This window comes from bacterium (assembly GCA_022763185.1).
Classification (GTDB): Bacteria; Bdellovibrionota_G; JALEGL01; order JALEGL01; family JALEGL01; genus JALEGL01.
In genome coordinates this window covers 72354-89402 of sequence record JALEGL010000014.1, presented here as the reverse complement: position 1 = coordinate 89402, position 17049 = coordinate 72354, and the positions used below count along the sequence as shown (strand labels likewise).

Sequence of the window (17049 nt, the reverse complement as noted above, 5' to 3'; positions counted from 1 at the left end):
AAACTATATCGAACTCAAGGCAATGTAATAAGGTCCCTTTTCCAACAAGGGAGACACTTTTTTTCCTTTTTGATCAAAGACACTGATTGTATTGTCAATGTAAAGTTTTCTAATCATAGTATTCAATAAATTTTTATTCCGTTCACCCATAAAACCACTCAGATGATTCGTAAAAATTTTTTTAGGATGTTCCGCTCTAATATAAAGCTTTAATTGAACACAGTATTCATGGTCTTTGTATTTCAGTTTATATTTTTTACATTTTTCACTGCAGTATTTGACGTCACTCCAAACACCTGCCCATTTTTTTCTGTAGCTAAAATAACGATAACACGACAAACATATTTTTTCTGTCTTATCCAAAATCATAAATTTAAGATTTAACCAACTTTGATTGTTTTAAGTTAATGTAGCCACGCAGCATTGTATTGAGCCCGTGGATAGTTTGTTTATCCATGGATAAAATCAATTTAAGAATTTTGTGACTGAGCTCAATCATGTCTTGAAGTTCATCAAGCTTTTGCTGAGAAAGGTTTGGCATGGTTTTGCAGTTTGCTTTGGTTGCTTGCAATAACTCCATCGATTCTTTGGCATGACTCAACAACTTCAACTCGCGCTGCCTTAAAACTGAAAAAATAACCTTAGATACGTCCTGAGCAGCCACATAACGCACAGTTCCAGCTCGACCCAGGCTCTTTTTTTCAATCAAACCATAGTTCAAAAGCTTAGTAATGGATATACTCACACTTGCCTTACTTTTTTTAACGAACTCAATAATATCTGGGGTTTCTACGGGCTCTTCTTGGATATAGATATATGACCAGATTTTTCCATCTGTTTCAGAGAAGCCCCAATAAGCGATGAAATCCCCCACTGCCTGAGCAAATTCATTGACGACAGGATGAAACAAGGCCTTAGCTTTAATATTTTCTTGTTTAGCAATCATAAAACTACATTTCCTATATTAACAATAATCAATAAAATCAAATATATAAAATATAATTTGATTTTTAATCAATATTAAACTAAAAAGAAGACATGGTCAAAGCATTTTATGACGGCGCATGCTATGTATGCGATGGAGAAGTTAATCTTTATAAAAAGCACAACAGCCGTATCGAATGGATCAATATCGCTGAACCAGGCTTTGACGCCGAGAAATATCAGCTTACAGCACAAGAGGTCGACGCGTCATTGCACACCATTGATGAACATGGAACAGTTTACAAAGGCGTTGACTCGTTTATTTTAATTTGGAACCACTTACCCAAACCTTATCCGTATTTCTCAAAAATTATTAAACTCCCGATCATTTATGGTTTGGCAAAAATTGCTTACGCTTGCTTTGCTAAACTTAGGGTTTACCTCCCTAAAAAAAACGTTTGTGAGATAAATCCAAAACAAGACAAGGATCCGTCATAATGCCTCGCGTAATATTAATTTCAGGCAAAGGCGGCGTAGGCAAAACAACGGTTGCGGCAGCTACAGCTGCTGCCTGCGCTAAAGAAGGTAAAAAAACACACCTTATATCACTGGACAGCGCTCACTCCTTGGCTGATGCTTTAGACTTGCCCAGTGACTTGTTTGACAAAAAAAATGGTCGCATTCAAGAACTCTCTCCAAATCTAAGTTTCCAAGAAATAGATGTGCAAGAGGAATTAAAAACATACTGGAAAGACATCTACTCTTTTTTTTCAGCTGTGCTTAAAACCTCAGGGCTAAGCAATGTTGTAGCACAAGAACTGGCCGTGTTTCCGGGAATGGAAGATGTTGTGGCCTTACTGTACATAAATCAATTTGTTCGAGAGAACACGTACGATGTGCTTGTTCTTGATTGCCCCCCTACCGGAGAATCATTACGTTTTGTCAGCCTTCCTACCACCTTAGAGTGGTACATGGAGAAAATTTTTAAAGTGGAGCGTACTGCTTTAAAAGCCATTCGCCCTATAGCTAAAACCCTCACCAAACTTCCCATGCCGGAAGAAACATATTTTGCTGCCATTGAGAAGCTCTTTGATGGACTCAACGGCGTAGAAAAAATTCTACTTGATCCAAAAGTCACTTCTGTCCGGCTGGTAACCTCACCTGAAAAAATGATTGTTCGTGAAACACAGCGCGCCTTTACCTACTTTTCTTTGTATGGTGTGATGTGCGACCTCATTATCATCAATAAAGTCATCAACAAAGACAATGCTCTCCACAATACTTGGTATGAGGTGCAACAAAAACATATTTCAAGTTTGAATGAACACTTCGGCCAAGTCCCTCTAAGAAAGGTTCCGTGGTACTCTCAAGAAATGATTGGGCTTGAAAATCTAAAAACCATTGGCACTGAACTTTACCCTAATCAAGACGCAAGCTCAACGCTTAGCTCAGAAGCTCCTTTTAAAATCACTGAAGATGAAACCCAGTATACCTTAACCTTAAAAACCCCGAATCTTGGACAAAAATCCATTGATTTAAACCGTCACCAAGACTACCTTACTCTCCGGGTAGGTAATTTTAAAAGACAACTACTCCTGCCTCGCGCAATCTTGAATGAAAAAATTTTAAGCGCAAAAATAAAAAAAGAACATTTAAACATCACCTTTACCAAAGGAGCATCCGCATGAAACGCAACAAAAAAGATATCGAGTCTGATATTAAACAAAACCTCAGCGAAGTTTATGGCCTACTCAAAGAATACTTTGCTTGCAACAGTAAAGATAAGACATGGGCCAAAGACTCTCTTGATTTTTCAATTGATGGTCTAGAAGCGCTTGGAAGCTTTTTAAAAAAACAGCGTTCCAAAATAGACAAAACTTCATCTCAATCACAAAACAATAGCCACCATGAAAACATTACTGTTACTGAGGATGAAGATGATTAAATCAGTGTTTAAAAGTTTTTTGTGCGTGTCTGTTTTTTTCACAGCACATTTAAACACAGCTTATGCAGCAAAGAAAGGACATGCCATGCTTCTTAATCAAACCACAACCCTGCTTAACGGCCAAAAAATAAATCTTAATGATTTTGCTGGTAAAGTTATTTTATTTGTTAACACCGCTTCCTACTGCGGATACACCAGTCAGTACAAAGAACTTCAACAGCTGCATGAACGTTATGAAACTCAGGGCTTTACAGTTATTGCTATACCTTGCAATAACTTTGGCAACCAAGAGCCCGGTACAGCCGAAGAAATAAAGCAATTTCTTGCTGAAAAAGGTTACACCGTTACTTTTCCCATACTTTCTAAAAGAGATGCTCTGGGTGATGAGCAAAGTGATTTATTTCATCAACTTACTCAAATGGCGCCAAAGGATGGAAAATCAATCGATGTTCAGTGGAATTTTGAAAAATTTTTAGTGAATCGCAAACAAGAGGTTGTCGCTCGCTTTCGTTCATCAACCGATCCAATGGATGCTAAAATTCTAACTGCTATTGAAAAAGCATTAAAAGATACGCCATGACTATTTTAATTACAGGTGCCACAGGTTTTGTCGGCGGTAAGTTGAGCTTGGCTTTGTTAAAAAATAACCATGATCTTATCGTTGTCGGTCGATCAGAAGAAAAAACTTTCAGAGAGCAATTTACTTTGCCTTGCGCGTATTACAGCTGGGATGATTTAAAAAAACTAAAGCATAACTTGAATATTGATGCGGTTATCCACCTTGCAGGTGCATCCATAGCTGGAGGGCGCTGGACTAAAAAACAAAAGCAAATCATTATTGATTCAAGGGTAAAGACAACAGAGGCCTTGGTTGATTACTTTGATCGTATAGGCGATTACCCAAAAACTTTTCTGTCTGCCGCTGCTATTGGCTATTACCCTTACTGCATGGATACAGCTTTTGATGAAAACTCACCCAAAGGCACAGGCTTTCTTTCTGATGTGTGTGAACAATGGGAAAAAAGCTCTTTACCGCTTGAAAAGCATTGCCGAAGAGTGCTTTTAAGATTTGGCTTAGTCTTTGACCCTCGTGACGGCTTTTTAAAAAAAATGGGGCCTTTATTTTCAACGGGTCTAGCAGGTAAAATTGGGCATGGCAAACAATGGATGAGTTGGGTTCACATCGACGACCTGGTCAAAGCAACGCTTTTTTGCCTAAATGAATCAAAAATTCAAGGCGCCATTAATATTGTGGCTCCCCAAGCTGTGACCAATCGTGATTTTACGCAAAAATTGGCAAAAACACTGCAGCAAAAACCTTTTTTGCCTGTTCCTTCACTTGCACTTAAACTGCTATTGGGTGAAATGTCTATCCTGGCTCTAGGCAGCCAGAAAGTCATCTCGCAAAAATTGCTAGATCATGACTTTGAATTTCAATACCCTGATTTAGACAGTGCATTTAAAGACCTTTATGCATGGCATAGTCAACGGTATCAACAAATCTTCAGTGCCTCACAATGGTTTGATAAACCGGTTGACGCAATTTTTCCATTTTTTTGTGAAGCAAAAAATTTAGAAAAAATCACCCCACCCCTGCTTGAGTTTAAAGTCCTCAATCAATCAACGCCAAACATTACAAAAGGCACTATAATAAACTACAAGCTTAAAATTCACGGTGTACCCACACGATGGCGGACATTAATTAAAGCCTGGGAAAAAAATGTCTCGTTTACAGATGTTCAGCAAAAAGGTCCTTACAAACAATGGGAACATACGCATGCATTTGAACCCCATTCGAAGGGAACACTGATGTTGGACGATGTCATTTATCAAATCCCTTTTGGTCGGCTGGGCTTGCTTGCACTGGGCAACTGGATTCTTAAAGATATTATGAAAATCTTTGAATACAGAAAAAAAACAACCCAGCAGTTATTCGATTAAGCTCTATGTTACGCCACATTATCATCAAGTTTCACAACCTGAATAAGGTCACCTTCCAACACCTTATCAACTTGATATTTTAAAGTATCTTCATCTAACTTGGCCGTGATTGCAGGAGTTACCAGCTCAAGGACAACTGCTGGCTGATCACTTTTAACACGATGATAGTTGTTTTTGTCTCTACCAATTAAAAAGTAATCGCCTTCATTGTAATTTTGTTCAGACACCTTTTCTATTTGCTTGCATTCAGGGTTGACTTGCTTTTTTAAGTCAAAAACAGTCATATTGATACTTCCCTCAACCACATAACCATGAACATCTCGATAAGGATGGTCATGAATTTCACTGTCAAAATCAACTCCCGTTTGCAGAAGTTTAATTTCAAACCCCTGTTCTCTATGAATCACTGCGTTCACTGGCAGTTGAGCATAGCTGTATTCATTGAGTATTTTTTGTAAATCTTCATCGGACTTATCTAAACCTAAAAAGTACTGTTTGATCTGCGTACTATCCACAACGGTATTGTTACACACACATACATTTCTTAATTTCTCAATGAGCTGCTTATAAGTCATGACCCCTCTGAATAACAAATTTATGCTCAGCTTTCAAATTACGTTTTTATCTTATTAAAAATACATTAAATTTACTAAAAAGTGCATCAACCTTGTGTCTATAATTTTTTTTACATATAAAATCATTTTAATTGTATGGCTTCAATAATATGATTTTTTGGAAATTAACATCATGAAACTCACACAACACTTTTCATCTAACTTTGTTACACGCCTTGTTCAGTCTAGAGCAGCTTTACTGTTATTAATTTTAGTACAAATCCTTATATTCACCGGGCCCAACCTCTTTTCCATTGTTAATTATTATCCAGATGCCTTAGTCAATAGTGTTGATGGCCCAACCCATCAAATGTTTGGTGAAATATACACGCAAAAACTTAAAGAAGGTGGCATAAAAAACCTGTTAAGCAATAAAGTTCCAGAAATTGGCTACAATGCCCGTTTCCCCGATAAATATCCTCCCCTATTCCATATTTTATGCTCAATATTATCCATAATCTTTGGCTTGCCCTGGGCAATAGCTTGCATGATGATCATTTTTGTTTGTTTTTTATACCTCTTATATGAAATCCAACAATGGTTTAAGTACTGCATAGGACCTTACAGTGAAAATATTCATATATCTTGGTTTTTTTGGCTCACACTAAGCGCTGTTCTGTTCAGTGATTACTCCATGCCTGAAAAAGGCGTCAGTTATTTTTCTGTTATTATTGTTGGCCTGTATGCTCAACTTTTATTTACATGTCTTTTTTCTACGTTTACCAGGCTGATAATTCGTTCAAATATCAACTGGATAAATCTTGCAGCCTCAACATTATTTTTAAGCTTATGTTATTGGTCAAATATTCTTGCCTTCCCCTTAAGTCTATCTGTCCTTGCATACATCATCTATACAGACAGACTTAAACAGTTTAAACGCTACATCCCTTTTATATTGGCCCTTTTAAGCATTAGCCCTTGGCTCATCCCATTTACAAAAATCACGACCTTTTCACCGTCTAAAATGAAAACCATGGCTTTATATCACTACATTGAAGCCAGTTTACTCTACACATACTGCTTAATCATTCTTTCTTTGCTCTATTTACGCCGCTTTAAGTATACAATTTTTTGGACCATTGCTTTTCTATTTATTTCACAATGTATTTTTTGGACTTTAAGCCATGATTTTCTCAGAGACTTTGAAGTCTTTAATTTTTTGACCAACCTACCCATACAATTTTCTCGATACTGGCCTTATGTGGTTATTGCAACATTTCTAGTTTTAGCTGCTGAATATAAAGACAACTTAAAAACATCAAAGTTAAAATGTGTAAGTCCTTTGACATTAGGTATAATTTTCCTTGGATTTAACAGCCTCATATTTTTAAGCAATTACAATACAATCTTTGTCAACCGCCATTATCATACTGAAAACAAAGCTCTTGTTCATGACATCCGTCAATTTCAGCAACAGCATTCAATATATAAAGACAAGGTCTTTATGGTACCTACGTTTAATGATAATTGGGTGGCTCGGACAGTAGCTTCTGACCTTAAAATTCAAGCTGTGCGCAGTGCCATTAAAATTGATTTTAACGGCTACCATGAAAACTCAGTTATTCAGCAACTGATAGAACCTGTCCGAAGTCAATTGATATTGGAAAAACCAGGCGGCTTATTTTATATCCCTAAATACCACAATGACCTTCTACTTCAGTCTGTTGGTTTGGATGGTTATGTTGAAATTCTTAACGAGTTTAATATAGGTTTTATTGCTTGCCCGACAAAAGCTAAAAAAGGCTTGTGTGCAACTTTGAAAAACACATCACATCCCTTACAAATCGTCTCAAAAAGTTACTGGTGGACAGTTTATGCCGTTCCTTTAGTCCATAACAACTTAAGAACTCCAATATTACTCTATGCTGAACTTGGTGCAAAAGTAAGAAATTCTTTGTCTGACATGGAGTTTGTCACATTTTATGAGAATATTTTGTTTTCAAATAAAATATCAGAATATAAATTGTATTACATGCATCCAAAGTTTGATGATGAAGCTGTTGCTTGCGCTATAAAACACATCCATCAAAATAAGGGTATACTCATTTTACCTGAAGTTTATGAACAAAAAATAAGAGCTCTTTTGAAGCAGCATAAAATTAACATAAAAATATTTATTGAAAATGAGTCACAAGGTGGTCTTAAAAAAATTAATGAGCATAAAAACTTAGGAAAAACCTGGATTCCTAAACTTAAACAATATTTCATTTTTGATGATGCTCAGTTTAAAATAGAGCATGATCGCAGCCTGCAAATCATTGAAACACCTTTTTTTAAAAAGCCTATCTTTTGTCGTTAATAGTACTTATTACAGTAATCAATACCGTAAACTTCTTCTAGATAATCACAGTTATTGCTTGAAGATCCACCACCATAGTATGTAGAAGATTCATAGCTTGCAGCAGAATAAGCTTGCTCTCTTTGCTTATATATTCCAGGTTGTGCCTTTGGCTCACCATTAGCATCAATATAAATACCCCGGGCAAGGATGGTGTAATAGGTTTTTGATAAATTAATATCCGCCAACCACTCCATCGCTCCAATTCCGCTATCTGGGCTGACACCATCCAAATCTGCAATCGCTTGCACCATGTATGCGTGTTGATAACCTGTTTCTGCAGCAACAGAGTTACTCTTGGTTGCAGTATATAAAAAATAGCCTGGTTCCAAGTAATCACTTTTCAGGAGAGAGCTGTTGGATGCAAATCTTTGGTATGAATCGCCTAAGTTTAAAAGTTGCGGCGCATCATATAAGCCGTAACCAGTAACCATCGGCGCAGCAGCACAGTGCCCTAACTGATTGGGCATAACGGTATTCGCGCTCATATCTCGACCATAAAAACTTATGGTGTCTGATTTTTTACCTTTTGGAGGTAATGCGGAGTACCAATTGTTATTGTTATTATCTTCATGGTATGATTTAACTTGAATAAAGCCTGTATAAAAACGGCAGGTTTGTCCTGATTGATTTGTGTATAAAGGACTTGCTGCAAAAGCCAATTCAGAGTCTACTATTTTACGCAGCATGATGTAGCCTTCAGCCTCTTTAGCTCGCTTAACGTACTTTTGATAAGAAGAAATGGAAACTGCTGCCAATAAACTCACAATAGCCACACCCACAACCAACTCTAAAATTGTAAACCCATTTTTCCTATACATTCCTGTTTCCTCCATTACTCAACTCTACTAGCACTGTTTATCTTCATGTATTTGTACTTTAAAGCCACTAAACTTTTAAACATTTTTAGTGAATCTCTTAACAGCCTTATTTTTGAATCATCTTTATTCAACCAGATGGCTATTGGGTACTCAACGGTAGTATAACCCTCTATATTCGCTGCTAAATATAAATCAATATCAAATAAATATCCATTTTCAGATAAAAGACATTCTATTTTTTTGTAGGCACTTTGTTTTATAATTTTTAAAGGGGCTTGGGTATCAATTATTTTTTTAAAAAACATTTTACAGACCAGCCAGCGAAACCCAAAACTGGCCCAACGTCGTTGGGGGTTTTGATGCCCTTTATTTTTTAAAACATTTTGTCTTTGTGCCATCAACAAACTTGCAGATGGATTTTGTTGAAACTGCATTAACGCTTCAGAAAGATCTTTGATACCAATTGATAAATCAGCATCTAAAAACGCTAGATTTTCATATTGAGCTAAAGCAAAACCATGGCGAATAGCTCCACCTTTTCCCAAATTTTTTTTTAATGCTGCAACGCTGTATACAAAGGTTGCGTTATCTTTAAGCGCATTTTTTAGATACTCTAGAGTTTTATCTTTACAGCCATCCAGAACAAAAATAACTTCAAAATTTTTTGATGCAGCATCAATCTCTAATATTAATTTTTCAACAAGCTGTTTAACTCTACTTTGCTCATTATATAGAGGAAAAACAAGAGAACAGTTATTAATCGTAAAAGACATAAGATACAAGCATACCAAGTTTAAAAAAAACGCATATTTTTTTATACACAGCGCTTTAATTTATAGGCATACTGACAAAGCAAAAAAAAAGCCGTGCTGTTTTATAAGCACGGCCTTTTTTAAGCTAAGCATCAGAGGCTTAACATAAATGAAATGTTAGTACATTCCACCCATGCCGCCCATTCCGCCCATGCCACCCATATCAGGGGCAGCTGGAGCAGCTGGCTTATTTTCTTCTGGTTTTTCAGCAATCAATGCTTCTGTTGTTAATAACAGTGAAGCTACTGATGCTGCGTTTTGTAAGGCCAAACGAGATACTTTGGTAGGATCAATGATACCCATTTTGATCATATCACCATACTCTTCAGTACCTGCATTGTAGCCATAGCTGGCTTCTTTAGCCTCTGCTACATTTGCAAGAACGATAGACGCTTCAGTACCTGCGTTATGAGCAATTTGTCTCAATGGGGCTTCAACCGCTTTACGGATGATGTCCACACCAAATTTCTCGTCACCTGTCACGTCAATTTTATCAAGAGCTTTTAAGCATCTGATATATGCAGTTCCACCGCCAGGCACTATACCTTCTTCTACAGCAGCTTTGGTAGCATACATTGCATCTTCAACTCTTGCTTTTTTCTCTTTCATCTCAGTTTCAGTTGCAGCACCCACATTGATCACTGCCACGCCGCCAATCAATTTAGCCAAACGTTCTTGAAGTTTTTCTCTATCATAATCAGATGAAGAAGCTTCAATTTGGTTTTTGATTTGCTTAACGCGTGCATCAATTTCATCACGGGTTCCAATACCATCAACGATTGTTGAGTTTTCTTTGTCAATCACAACGCGTTTGGCTTGGCCAAGATCTTCTACACTGATAGTTTCAAGCTTAATGCCTAAATCATCAGTAATGCATTTACCACCAGTTAAAACAGCAATGTCTTCCAACATAGCTTTTCTTCTGTCACCAAAGCCTGGTGCTTTGATTGCGGCACATTTCAATGAACCACGGAGCTTATTCACAACCAAGGTTGCTAAAGCTTCACCTTCAATATCCTCTGCAATAATAACAATGGGTTTACCAGACTGAGCAATTTTCTCTAAAACTGGAACCAAATCTTTCATTGAAGAGATTTTTTTCTCATGAATTAGAATATATGGATCTTCTAAGACACATTCCATTCTTTCTGAGTCGGTTACAAAATATGGAGAAAGATAACCACGATCAAACTGCATACCTTCAACCACATCTAAGCTTGTTTCCATAGACTTGGCTTCTTCTACAGTAATCACGCCTTCTTTACCCACTTTGTCCATAGCATCAGCAATGATGTCACCAATCACTTTGTCACCGTTGGCAGAAACTGTACCCACTTGCGCAATTTCGCTGTTTTCTGAAATAGTTTTAGAAATGGATTTTAATTCACCTACAATGGCTTCAACTGCTTTATCGATACCACGCTTTAGATCCATTGGATTTGAACCGGCTGATACCATTTTAGACCCTTGTTGAAAAATAGCTTGGGCTAAAACAGTTGCTGTTGTTGTTCCATCACCGGCGCTGTCAGAAGTTTTTGAAGCCACTTCTTTTACCATTTGTGCGCCCATGTTTTCAAACTTGTCTGAGATTTCAATTTCTTTTGCAACAGTCACACCATCTTTGGTAATGGTTGGGCTACCAAAGGTTTTTTCAACCACCACGTTGCGGCCACGTGGCCCTAAAGTAACTTTTACTGCATTGGCTAAAGTGTTAACACCGTTTTGAACAGACTTTCTAGCCTCTTCACCAAAACTTATAATTTTTGCTGACATTTTATTTCCTCACTTAATTTAAATTTATTATTCAATGATACCCAAGATTTCATCTTCGCTGAAAATCAAATGATTCTCGCCACCAATTTTTACTTCTGTACCTGCATATTTTGCAAATAAAACTTTATCCCCAGTTTTAACTTGCATTTCTCGGGTTTTACCATCTTCTAGCACTTTGCCCAATCCAACAGAAACGACTTCACCTTGCATAGGCTTTTCTTTTGCTGAATCAGGAATAATGATACCCCCTTGGGTTTTTTCTTCTTGGTCAAGTCTTTTGACAAGAACACGGTCGTGTAAAGGTCTAATATTCATACATCCATCCTTATTATTGACAGGGTTAACTACTATTTTTTGCTTCACTACTTTTATTATTTTGGCTTTTGGCTTCAGATGTTGGCTTTGGACTGTTTGAATCAGTCTTTGGCACACTGGCATAGCCATCTTTATACCATCCCCCTCCTTTTAGTTGAAAAGAAGGCGCTGATACTGCTTTTTTAACCTGTAAAGACCCACAGGCCTCACACTTTATATTGGCTGTATCAGTAACTTTACAAAATACTTCAAAATGCTTGTCACAGTCTAAACATTGATAATCGTAAAGCGGCATAAAAAACCTTAATAATTAAATAGTTAACAAAAAAACCATACCTCAGCACTTACGCACTGCAAATACTGCGGCTAAGTTAACCATCCGCGACCATAAGTCAAGGGGCAATCGTTACTTTTTTTTGTGTTTTTTTATATTTAACACAATCCAAGGTTTTAAAAATTCATTATTAAGGCAAACATAACCGTTGCTGCAAGCAGGTTATGTTCATGCATTAATATACGGTGCGATCTAGCCTAAATTAATATTTCCTTTAATTCACTTTTTATTGCTTGGTATTAATTTTGCATTTTATAGCGGATAAACAGCTGCAAAAGGAAGATTTATGAGAAAAAAATTAATAGTACTCCTCGGAGCAAATGAAGTGTTGTGTGACAGAGCAAAATTACTTGATATTGACTATATATTGATCTTAAATAATAAAACAAAATACCCAAAATTAAAGATCATTGACCCTAAAACAATATATGTTTCAGATTATTCTTCGCCAAATACTTTAAAAAAGCTTAAAAAAATAAACGAAAACCAAAAAATAGAGCATGTTTTATCTATTACTGAAAAAGGTCTTTATCCCACCGCAGTATTAAACGAAAAACTTGATATTGTCAGTACATCGATAAAGTCTGTTGAGTGCATTAAAAATAAACATTTAATGCGCAAAAAACTTACTGAACATGGCTTTAATAATGTAGATTATTGTATAATACACTCTTTCAATGATTTAATTAGATTTATTCATGGAAAGAATTATCCTTTTATTTTAAAACCAACTGAAGGTTCTGGTAGTAAAGATATCTACAAAATAGACTGTTTGGAAGATATACATCAACTGAATAAAAAAATATTTGAATCAGATTTAATTGTTGAACAGTATATTGACGGCAATGAATACTCAATAGAAACATTTAGTTTTAATGGTAATCATAGGATATTTTCAGTTACAAAAAAAGCCCTCGCAAAAAATGAATATGATGGGGAGTTTATTGAAATAGGTCATCAATTGCCAACTAAACTCTCAGTAAGCAATAAATATTTGCAAGAGTATATTTCAAAATTTTTAGATATTATGGAACTCAAAGATGGTTTAGCTCATACCGAAATTATAATTAAAGATAAAACTATATACATAATTGAAACCCATAATCGAAATGGCGGAGATAATATTGCAAATCTTGTAAGGCTATCGACAGGACATGATTTATATGACTACGCCATAAAATGGCCTTTAAAACTTATGGAGATACCCTCAGAGTCAATTAAGAGTTTGCGGGGAGCTGCAATACGTTATTTCAATATACCACCTAATAAAATATTAAAATCAATTTCAGGATTAACAAAATATAAATTTGAACCCAATGTTGTAGAAATCAATATTAATCTTAAACCAGGAGATACAACACCAATTGTAAGATCATCTCATGATAGGGTTGGTTATGTAATTTGCACCGGAAATACTGCTCAGTCAGCCATGAATAAATGTAAAGAACTGATCTCAAAAATAACTTTTGAATATCAAGATTAATACTGTCCAAAATATGACACCGTGATGTCCAATTTTTGGACTAAATTTATATAACTCTACTTATTGTTAGAGAATCAGTGCTTTTTTTTGGCATATAAATTGAAATGTTTAGTCTTTGTAATGAATCATAAGGCTATCTTATTTCTTTTTTGTTGTTTTCTTGTAGCTTTAGCAACTCAGATGATATTTCCATATTTAATATCCATTGGGTCTACTGAATTTAAAATAGAATCCAAAAACATTGGGTTTATTCTAATGGCTTCTACCTATATTGGTGCAATTGCAAGCTATTTAATTATCACTTCCACATTATCATTTAATGTTTTTAGCGTTTTTACTGGATCAATTTTTATTTTATCACTTTCCACAGCAATGCTTGGAATCTCGGAAAAATATGCAATTAGTATTATTATTTTTTCATGCTTGATTCTAATATTTAGATTATTTTCTTCATTTTACGTGATCAGCTCACGAGTAGTTGCGTCTAAAGTGTCAGGCAAAAACACTTCTCTAAAAGCAATGCTATCGCAACTCCATATTGTACTGGGACTTAGTGGTACTTTAGCTCCTTTGGGATTTTCATTTTTAATTGCCCGCTATAATTATTCAAAAACAATATTAATGAGTAGTGCTTTATTTTTTATTGCCATGTGCATCAGCATATCTGTTTCAGGCAAGCAAATTAAAAAAAACTCAATCAATAAAGCTAGAAAAAGACCTTTTGAAAATATAGGGTTACTATTGTCTGGACTCGCTTACTTTGTTTTAGCAGGTATGCTTTATAGTTTTATACCTCTTTTACTTTTAAAATCTATTTCTAATGGTAAATATTGGACTTCATTTTATCTATTTTTAAATTCTTCAATTATAGTTTCTTTGAGCTATTTTGTTATTAAACTATTTAAAGCCAAAAAATCACATCATATGGTTTTTTTAGGTTTTCTATTAACATTTATAGGATTGGCTTCTCTTAGAGTTAATCCAAATTTAAATGCATATATTATTATATTTTCAGCAGTAATATTTTCTCTAGGAGAAATTATTTGTTCAGTACACATTCAGAATGAAGTTTTGAGTTCATCTTTAGACCAATTATCATCTATGGCTGAATACAACTTATTTTGCAGTGGTTTTGGATTAGGAGCTGGACAGTACCTTGGTGCAATTATTGTAAACAAAAACCTAATAGTAAGCTTAAGCATTTTTCTATTTATTTCTATTTTTGGATCACTATCATTTTACCAATCATCAACAAAAAGGATTATAAATGTATAAATCTAATATGAAAATATTATCAAACGCAAGGCTTGCGCTTGAAGGAAAAAATATAGATGGCGAACTTTACTCTGAGTCAATGTTTTCACCAAACATCAGTTCATTTTCACATGGAGATGGTTGTAGAAGGCCTTACTTTGAAGTCACACAACAGATTTGTGAAGCAGTGTATGATGCAAAACGATTTTCACTTGAAGATTATCACCATCTAAAAGTCCATGAAGAGTTGGAGTCAATTATTATTAAGTCATATAATGAAAAAGGAGTTCCTGAGCATCTAAGTAAAAATATCAGTATAGAAGGCAGTGTAACAAGAATCATAACTAGCTATTTAAATAAAATATGTCCAAAAAATTCAGTCGTTTTAACTTCGGCTCCTATTTACCATCCTCTTATTGCTTGGTGTCACGAAAACAACCTTCCTCTCCATATAATTAAAACAAGAAAAGATAATGATTTTAAACTTACTCCTAAAGAAATTAATCACTACTGCCAAAAATACAGCATGACAAAAGTATCAACACTGGTCTTATTCAATCCAGGATATACTGGATCGGTGTATACAAAAAATGAAATCGATTCCCTTGCTAAAGAGCTTGGTAAATACGACATTACAATTATTGAAGATAATGTTTTTGGAGGAACAGAGTTTAAAGAAGAAAGCAAACTTATTGCCTCATCAAAACACTTAAAAAACCCTATTCTTGTGTGCTCAGGGCTTTCAAAAAAATTTAACTTGGCTAATTTAAGGCTTGGCTGGATGTGTGGAAGCAAAAAAATCGTTAATGATCTCAAAAATTATAACCGCCTAACATATGGCACTGTAACTATGATCAATCAACATGCTGCTATAACGGCATTAAGATCACCAAACTGGTACTATCTTCAAAACAATCAATGCTTAAAAGATCGCGTAAGAAAAATTGAAGAAGAAATCATTTCTTATAATGTACAGGCTAAAAATAAATTTATTATTGACTATGACCCCATTGAGATTGCTCACTCACCATACTCTGGACATTCTCTTTTAATTTCATTCAACGCCTTAAAATTTAAGAAAGATGGAAAAAAGAAATTAAACACTGATGTAGATATTACTCTTTACTTACAAAAATATGCAAAAGTATCATTTGCTCCTGGTTCTTCACATGGATTACCTGGTTACCATAGACTAGCCTATGGTTGCTATGGTGCATCTGATCACTATGATTATCAAACTAAACTTGAGCGAGATTCTAAAATAAATAGTTCTAAAATTAAATCTTATAAAGAAAAGGGTGGAGAAGTATTCAAAATGGGCACGGAAAAGATAATAAAAATATTTAATACACAAGTATTTCCAATCATAGATAAATTTTTAGGAGATCATTAAAATGAAAAGACTATTAGTATTCGGATTTGGAAACTTAGCCTATGAAACCTTACGGATTGTAACCGCAAGAACTAATATAGAATTATGGATCATATCTAGAAATTACGAGTCAGTAAAAAAAAGGATCAATCATCTTAAACTGACAAATGCACAAATAAACAAATATAGTATTATTAAATTTAAAGAAGGTGATTTAAATAATTCTGATCAAATCTCTACGTATCTTAGTGAAATATCACCAGATTATATATTGCAAACTGCTCCACTTCGACCTTTATGGAAAAATAGTAATTCTAAAAGGTATGCAGAACTAAAATCAGTTTTACCCGGTGCTTGGTATCCTTTTCTTGCACCTAATACGATAAAGTTAATGAAAATACTGAATGATATAAAAATAAAAACAGATGTGATCAATGCTTGTTATCCTGACGTGACTAATCCAGTTTTAAAGCGTTATGACATGTCACCAAGTATTGGAATTGGGAATATTGCTAACTCAGTTCCTGCAATAAAATATTCAATTGCAGATTTTTTTAATGTTAATCCAGAAAAAATCAATTTAAAAGTTGCAGGACATCATGCCGCTGGGTTTCCAATAACTAGATCAGGCACTACGAATGGAGCTCCAATTTATATTAAAGCTAACATAGAAGGTAGATCTTTAGATATAGAGTCAAACAAAAATTTTATTTTAAAAAATACCTACCATAAATTTCAGAGAATTACCGGTCTAGAGGGACAAACAATGACCGCACATTCTGCAGCTTCAGTTATTTTAACTAAGCTTGGTTTTAATTTAGGCAATATTCATGCTCCAGGAATAAATGGTCTTGAAGGAGGATATCCTATAAATCCATCAACCAACTCTGTTCACTACGATAATCATAATGAATTAAATGAAATGATAAGAGTAAATATTGAAGGTCAAAAGTACGATGGAATAGAAAAAATTGACGCAGAAGGCACCGTTCATTTTACAAAACAATGCCAGGATAGTGTAAGAAGTATACTGGGTATGCCATTAGAATCATGTAAAATCAATGATATTGATATTGTGGGGAATGAAATGAATCGTATTTTAGATAGTTTTTAGGAGGATGAT

Annotated in this window: 18 protein-coding genes; 10 read left to right on the top strand and 8 right to left on the bottom strand. The window is 35.0% G+C overall.

Annotated elements, in window-relative coordinates; translation table 11 throughout:
- Positions 1-3 precede the first annotated feature (3 nt).
- Complete coding sequence (locus MRY82_08175; protein ID MCI5072899.1) at positions 4-369, bottom strand: DUF2256 domain-containing protein; 366 nt, start codon at positions 367-369, stop codon at positions 4-6.
- Positions 370-373: 4 nt separating this feature from the next.
- On the bottom strand, positions 374-946 hold the full coding sequence (locus tag MRY82_08170) for a hypothetical protein (GenBank protein ID MCI5072898.1): 573 nt from the start codon (positions 944-946) through the stop codon (positions 374-376).
- 92 nt (positions 947-1038) lie between these two features.
- Between MRY82_08170 and MRY82_08165 the strand changes: the two genes are divergently transcribed.
- From MRY82_08165 to MRY82_08145, 5 genes are read left to right on the top strand one after another with little or no spacing between them, the layout of a single operon-like run.
- The gene (locus MRY82_08165; protein MCI5072897.1) at positions 1039-1422 is read left to right on the top strand and encodes a DUF393 domain-containing protein; all 384 of its coding nucleotides are present in this window, start codon (positions 1039-1041) and stop codon (positions 1420-1422) included.
- Entirely contained in the window at positions 1422-2612 is a 1191-nt protein-coding gene (locus MRY82_08160; protein MCI5072896.1) for an ArsA family ATPase, read from the top strand. The genes MRY82_08165 and MRY82_08160 overlap by 1 nt, the downstream gene beginning before the upstream one ends.
- Positions 2609-2869, top strand: a complete 261-nt coding sequence (locus MRY82_08155; GenBank protein ID MCI5072895.1) for a hypothetical protein — start codon at positions 2609-2611, stop codon at positions 2867-2869. The genes MRY82_08160 and MRY82_08155 overlap by 4 nt, the downstream gene beginning before the upstream one ends.
- Positions 2862-3449: a glutathione peroxidase gene (locus tag MRY82_08150; GenBank protein ID MCI5072894.1), complete on the top strand. Its 588-nt coding sequence runs from the start codon at positions 2862-2864 to the stop codon at positions 3447-3449. Before MRY82_08155 ends, MRY82_08150 begins: the two co-directional genes overlap by 8 nt.
- Positions 3446-4810, top strand: coding sequence for a TIGR01777 family oxidoreductase (locus tag MRY82_08145; GenBank protein MCI5072893.1), 1365 nt, complete (start codon positions 3446-3448; stop codon positions 4808-4810). Before MRY82_08150 ends, MRY82_08145 begins: the two co-directional genes overlap by 4 nt.
- 8 nt (positions 4811-4818) lie before the next feature.
- On the opposite strand, the gene MRY82_08140 is transcribed toward MRY82_08145, so the two are convergent.
- Positions 4819-5385, bottom strand: coding sequence for a hypothetical protein (locus tag MRY82_08140; protein MCI5072892.1), 567 nt, complete (start codon positions 5383-5385; stop codon positions 4819-4821).
- A 172-nt stretch (positions 5386-5557) separates the two neighbouring features.
- On the opposite strand from MRY82_08140, the gene MRY82_08135 reads away from it, so the two are divergent.
- Positions 5558-7723, top strand: coding sequence for a hypothetical protein (locus tag MRY82_08135; protein MCI5072891.1), 2166 nt, complete (start codon positions 5558-5560; stop codon positions 7721-7723).
- On the opposite strand, the gene MRY82_08130 is transcribed toward MRY82_08135, so the two are convergent.
- From MRY82_08130 to MRY82_08110, 5 genes are all read right to left on the bottom strand, one after another.
- Positions 7720-8583, bottom strand: coding sequence for a prepilin-type N-terminal cleavage/methylation domain-containing protein (locus MRY82_08130; protein ID MCI5072890.1), 864 nt, complete (start codon positions 8581-8583; stop codon positions 7720-7722). The genes MRY82_08135 and MRY82_08130 overlap by 4 nt on opposite strands.
- A gap of 14 nt (positions 8584-8597) precedes the next feature.
- Positions 8598-9356 (bottom strand): glycosyltransferase, encoded by a 759-nt coding sequence (locus tag MRY82_08125; GenBank protein MCI5072889.1) that lies wholly within the window; start codon positions 9354-9356, stop codon positions 8598-8600.
- 156 nt (positions 9357-9512) lie between these two features.
- The gene (groL, locus tag MRY82_08120) at positions 9513-11168 is read right to left on the bottom strand and encodes a chaperonin GroEL (protein MCI5072888.1); all 1656 of its coding nucleotides are present in this window, start codon (positions 11166-11168) and stop codon (positions 9513-9515) included.
- A 27-nt stretch (positions 11169-11195) separates the two neighbouring features.
- Positions 11196-11483 (bottom strand): co-chaperone GroES, encoded by a 288-nt coding sequence (gene groES / locus MRY82_08115; protein MCI5072887.1) that lies wholly within the window; start codon positions 11481-11483, stop codon positions 11196-11198.
- Between the two features lie 25 nt (positions 11484-11508).
- Positions 11509-11778, bottom strand: a complete 270-nt coding sequence (locus MRY82_08110) for a zinc ribbon domain-containing protein (GenBank protein ID MCI5072886.1) — start codon at positions 11776-11778, stop codon at positions 11509-11511.
- Positions 11779-12103: 325 nt separating this feature from the next.
- Between MRY82_08110 and MRY82_08105 the strand changes: the two genes are divergently transcribed.
- From MRY82_08105 to MRY82_08090, 4 genes are all read left to right on the top strand, one after another.
- Positions 12104-13300: an ATP-grasp domain-containing protein gene (locus tag MRY82_08105; protein ID MCI5072885.1), complete on the top strand. Its 1197-nt coding sequence runs from the start codon at positions 12104-12106 to the stop codon at positions 13298-13300.
- 255 nt (positions 13301-13555) lie between these two features.
- The gene (locus MRY82_08100) at positions 13556-14575 is read left to right on the top strand and encodes a hypothetical protein (protein ID MCI5072884.1); all 1020 of its coding nucleotides are present in this window, start codon (positions 13556-13558) and stop codon (positions 14573-14575) included.
- Complete coding sequence (locus MRY82_08095) at positions 14568-15947, top strand: pyridoxal phosphate-dependent aminotransferase (protein MCI5072883.1); 1380 nt, start codon at positions 14568-14570, stop codon at positions 15945-15947. The genes MRY82_08100 and MRY82_08095 overlap by 8 nt, the downstream gene beginning before the upstream one ends.
- Position 15948: 1 nt before the next feature.
- On the top strand, positions 15949-17040 hold the full coding sequence (locus MRY82_08090; protein MCI5072882.1) for a hypothetical protein: 1092 nt from the start codon (positions 15949-15951) through the stop codon (positions 17038-17040).
- Positions 17041-17049: the final 9 nt, after the last annotated feature.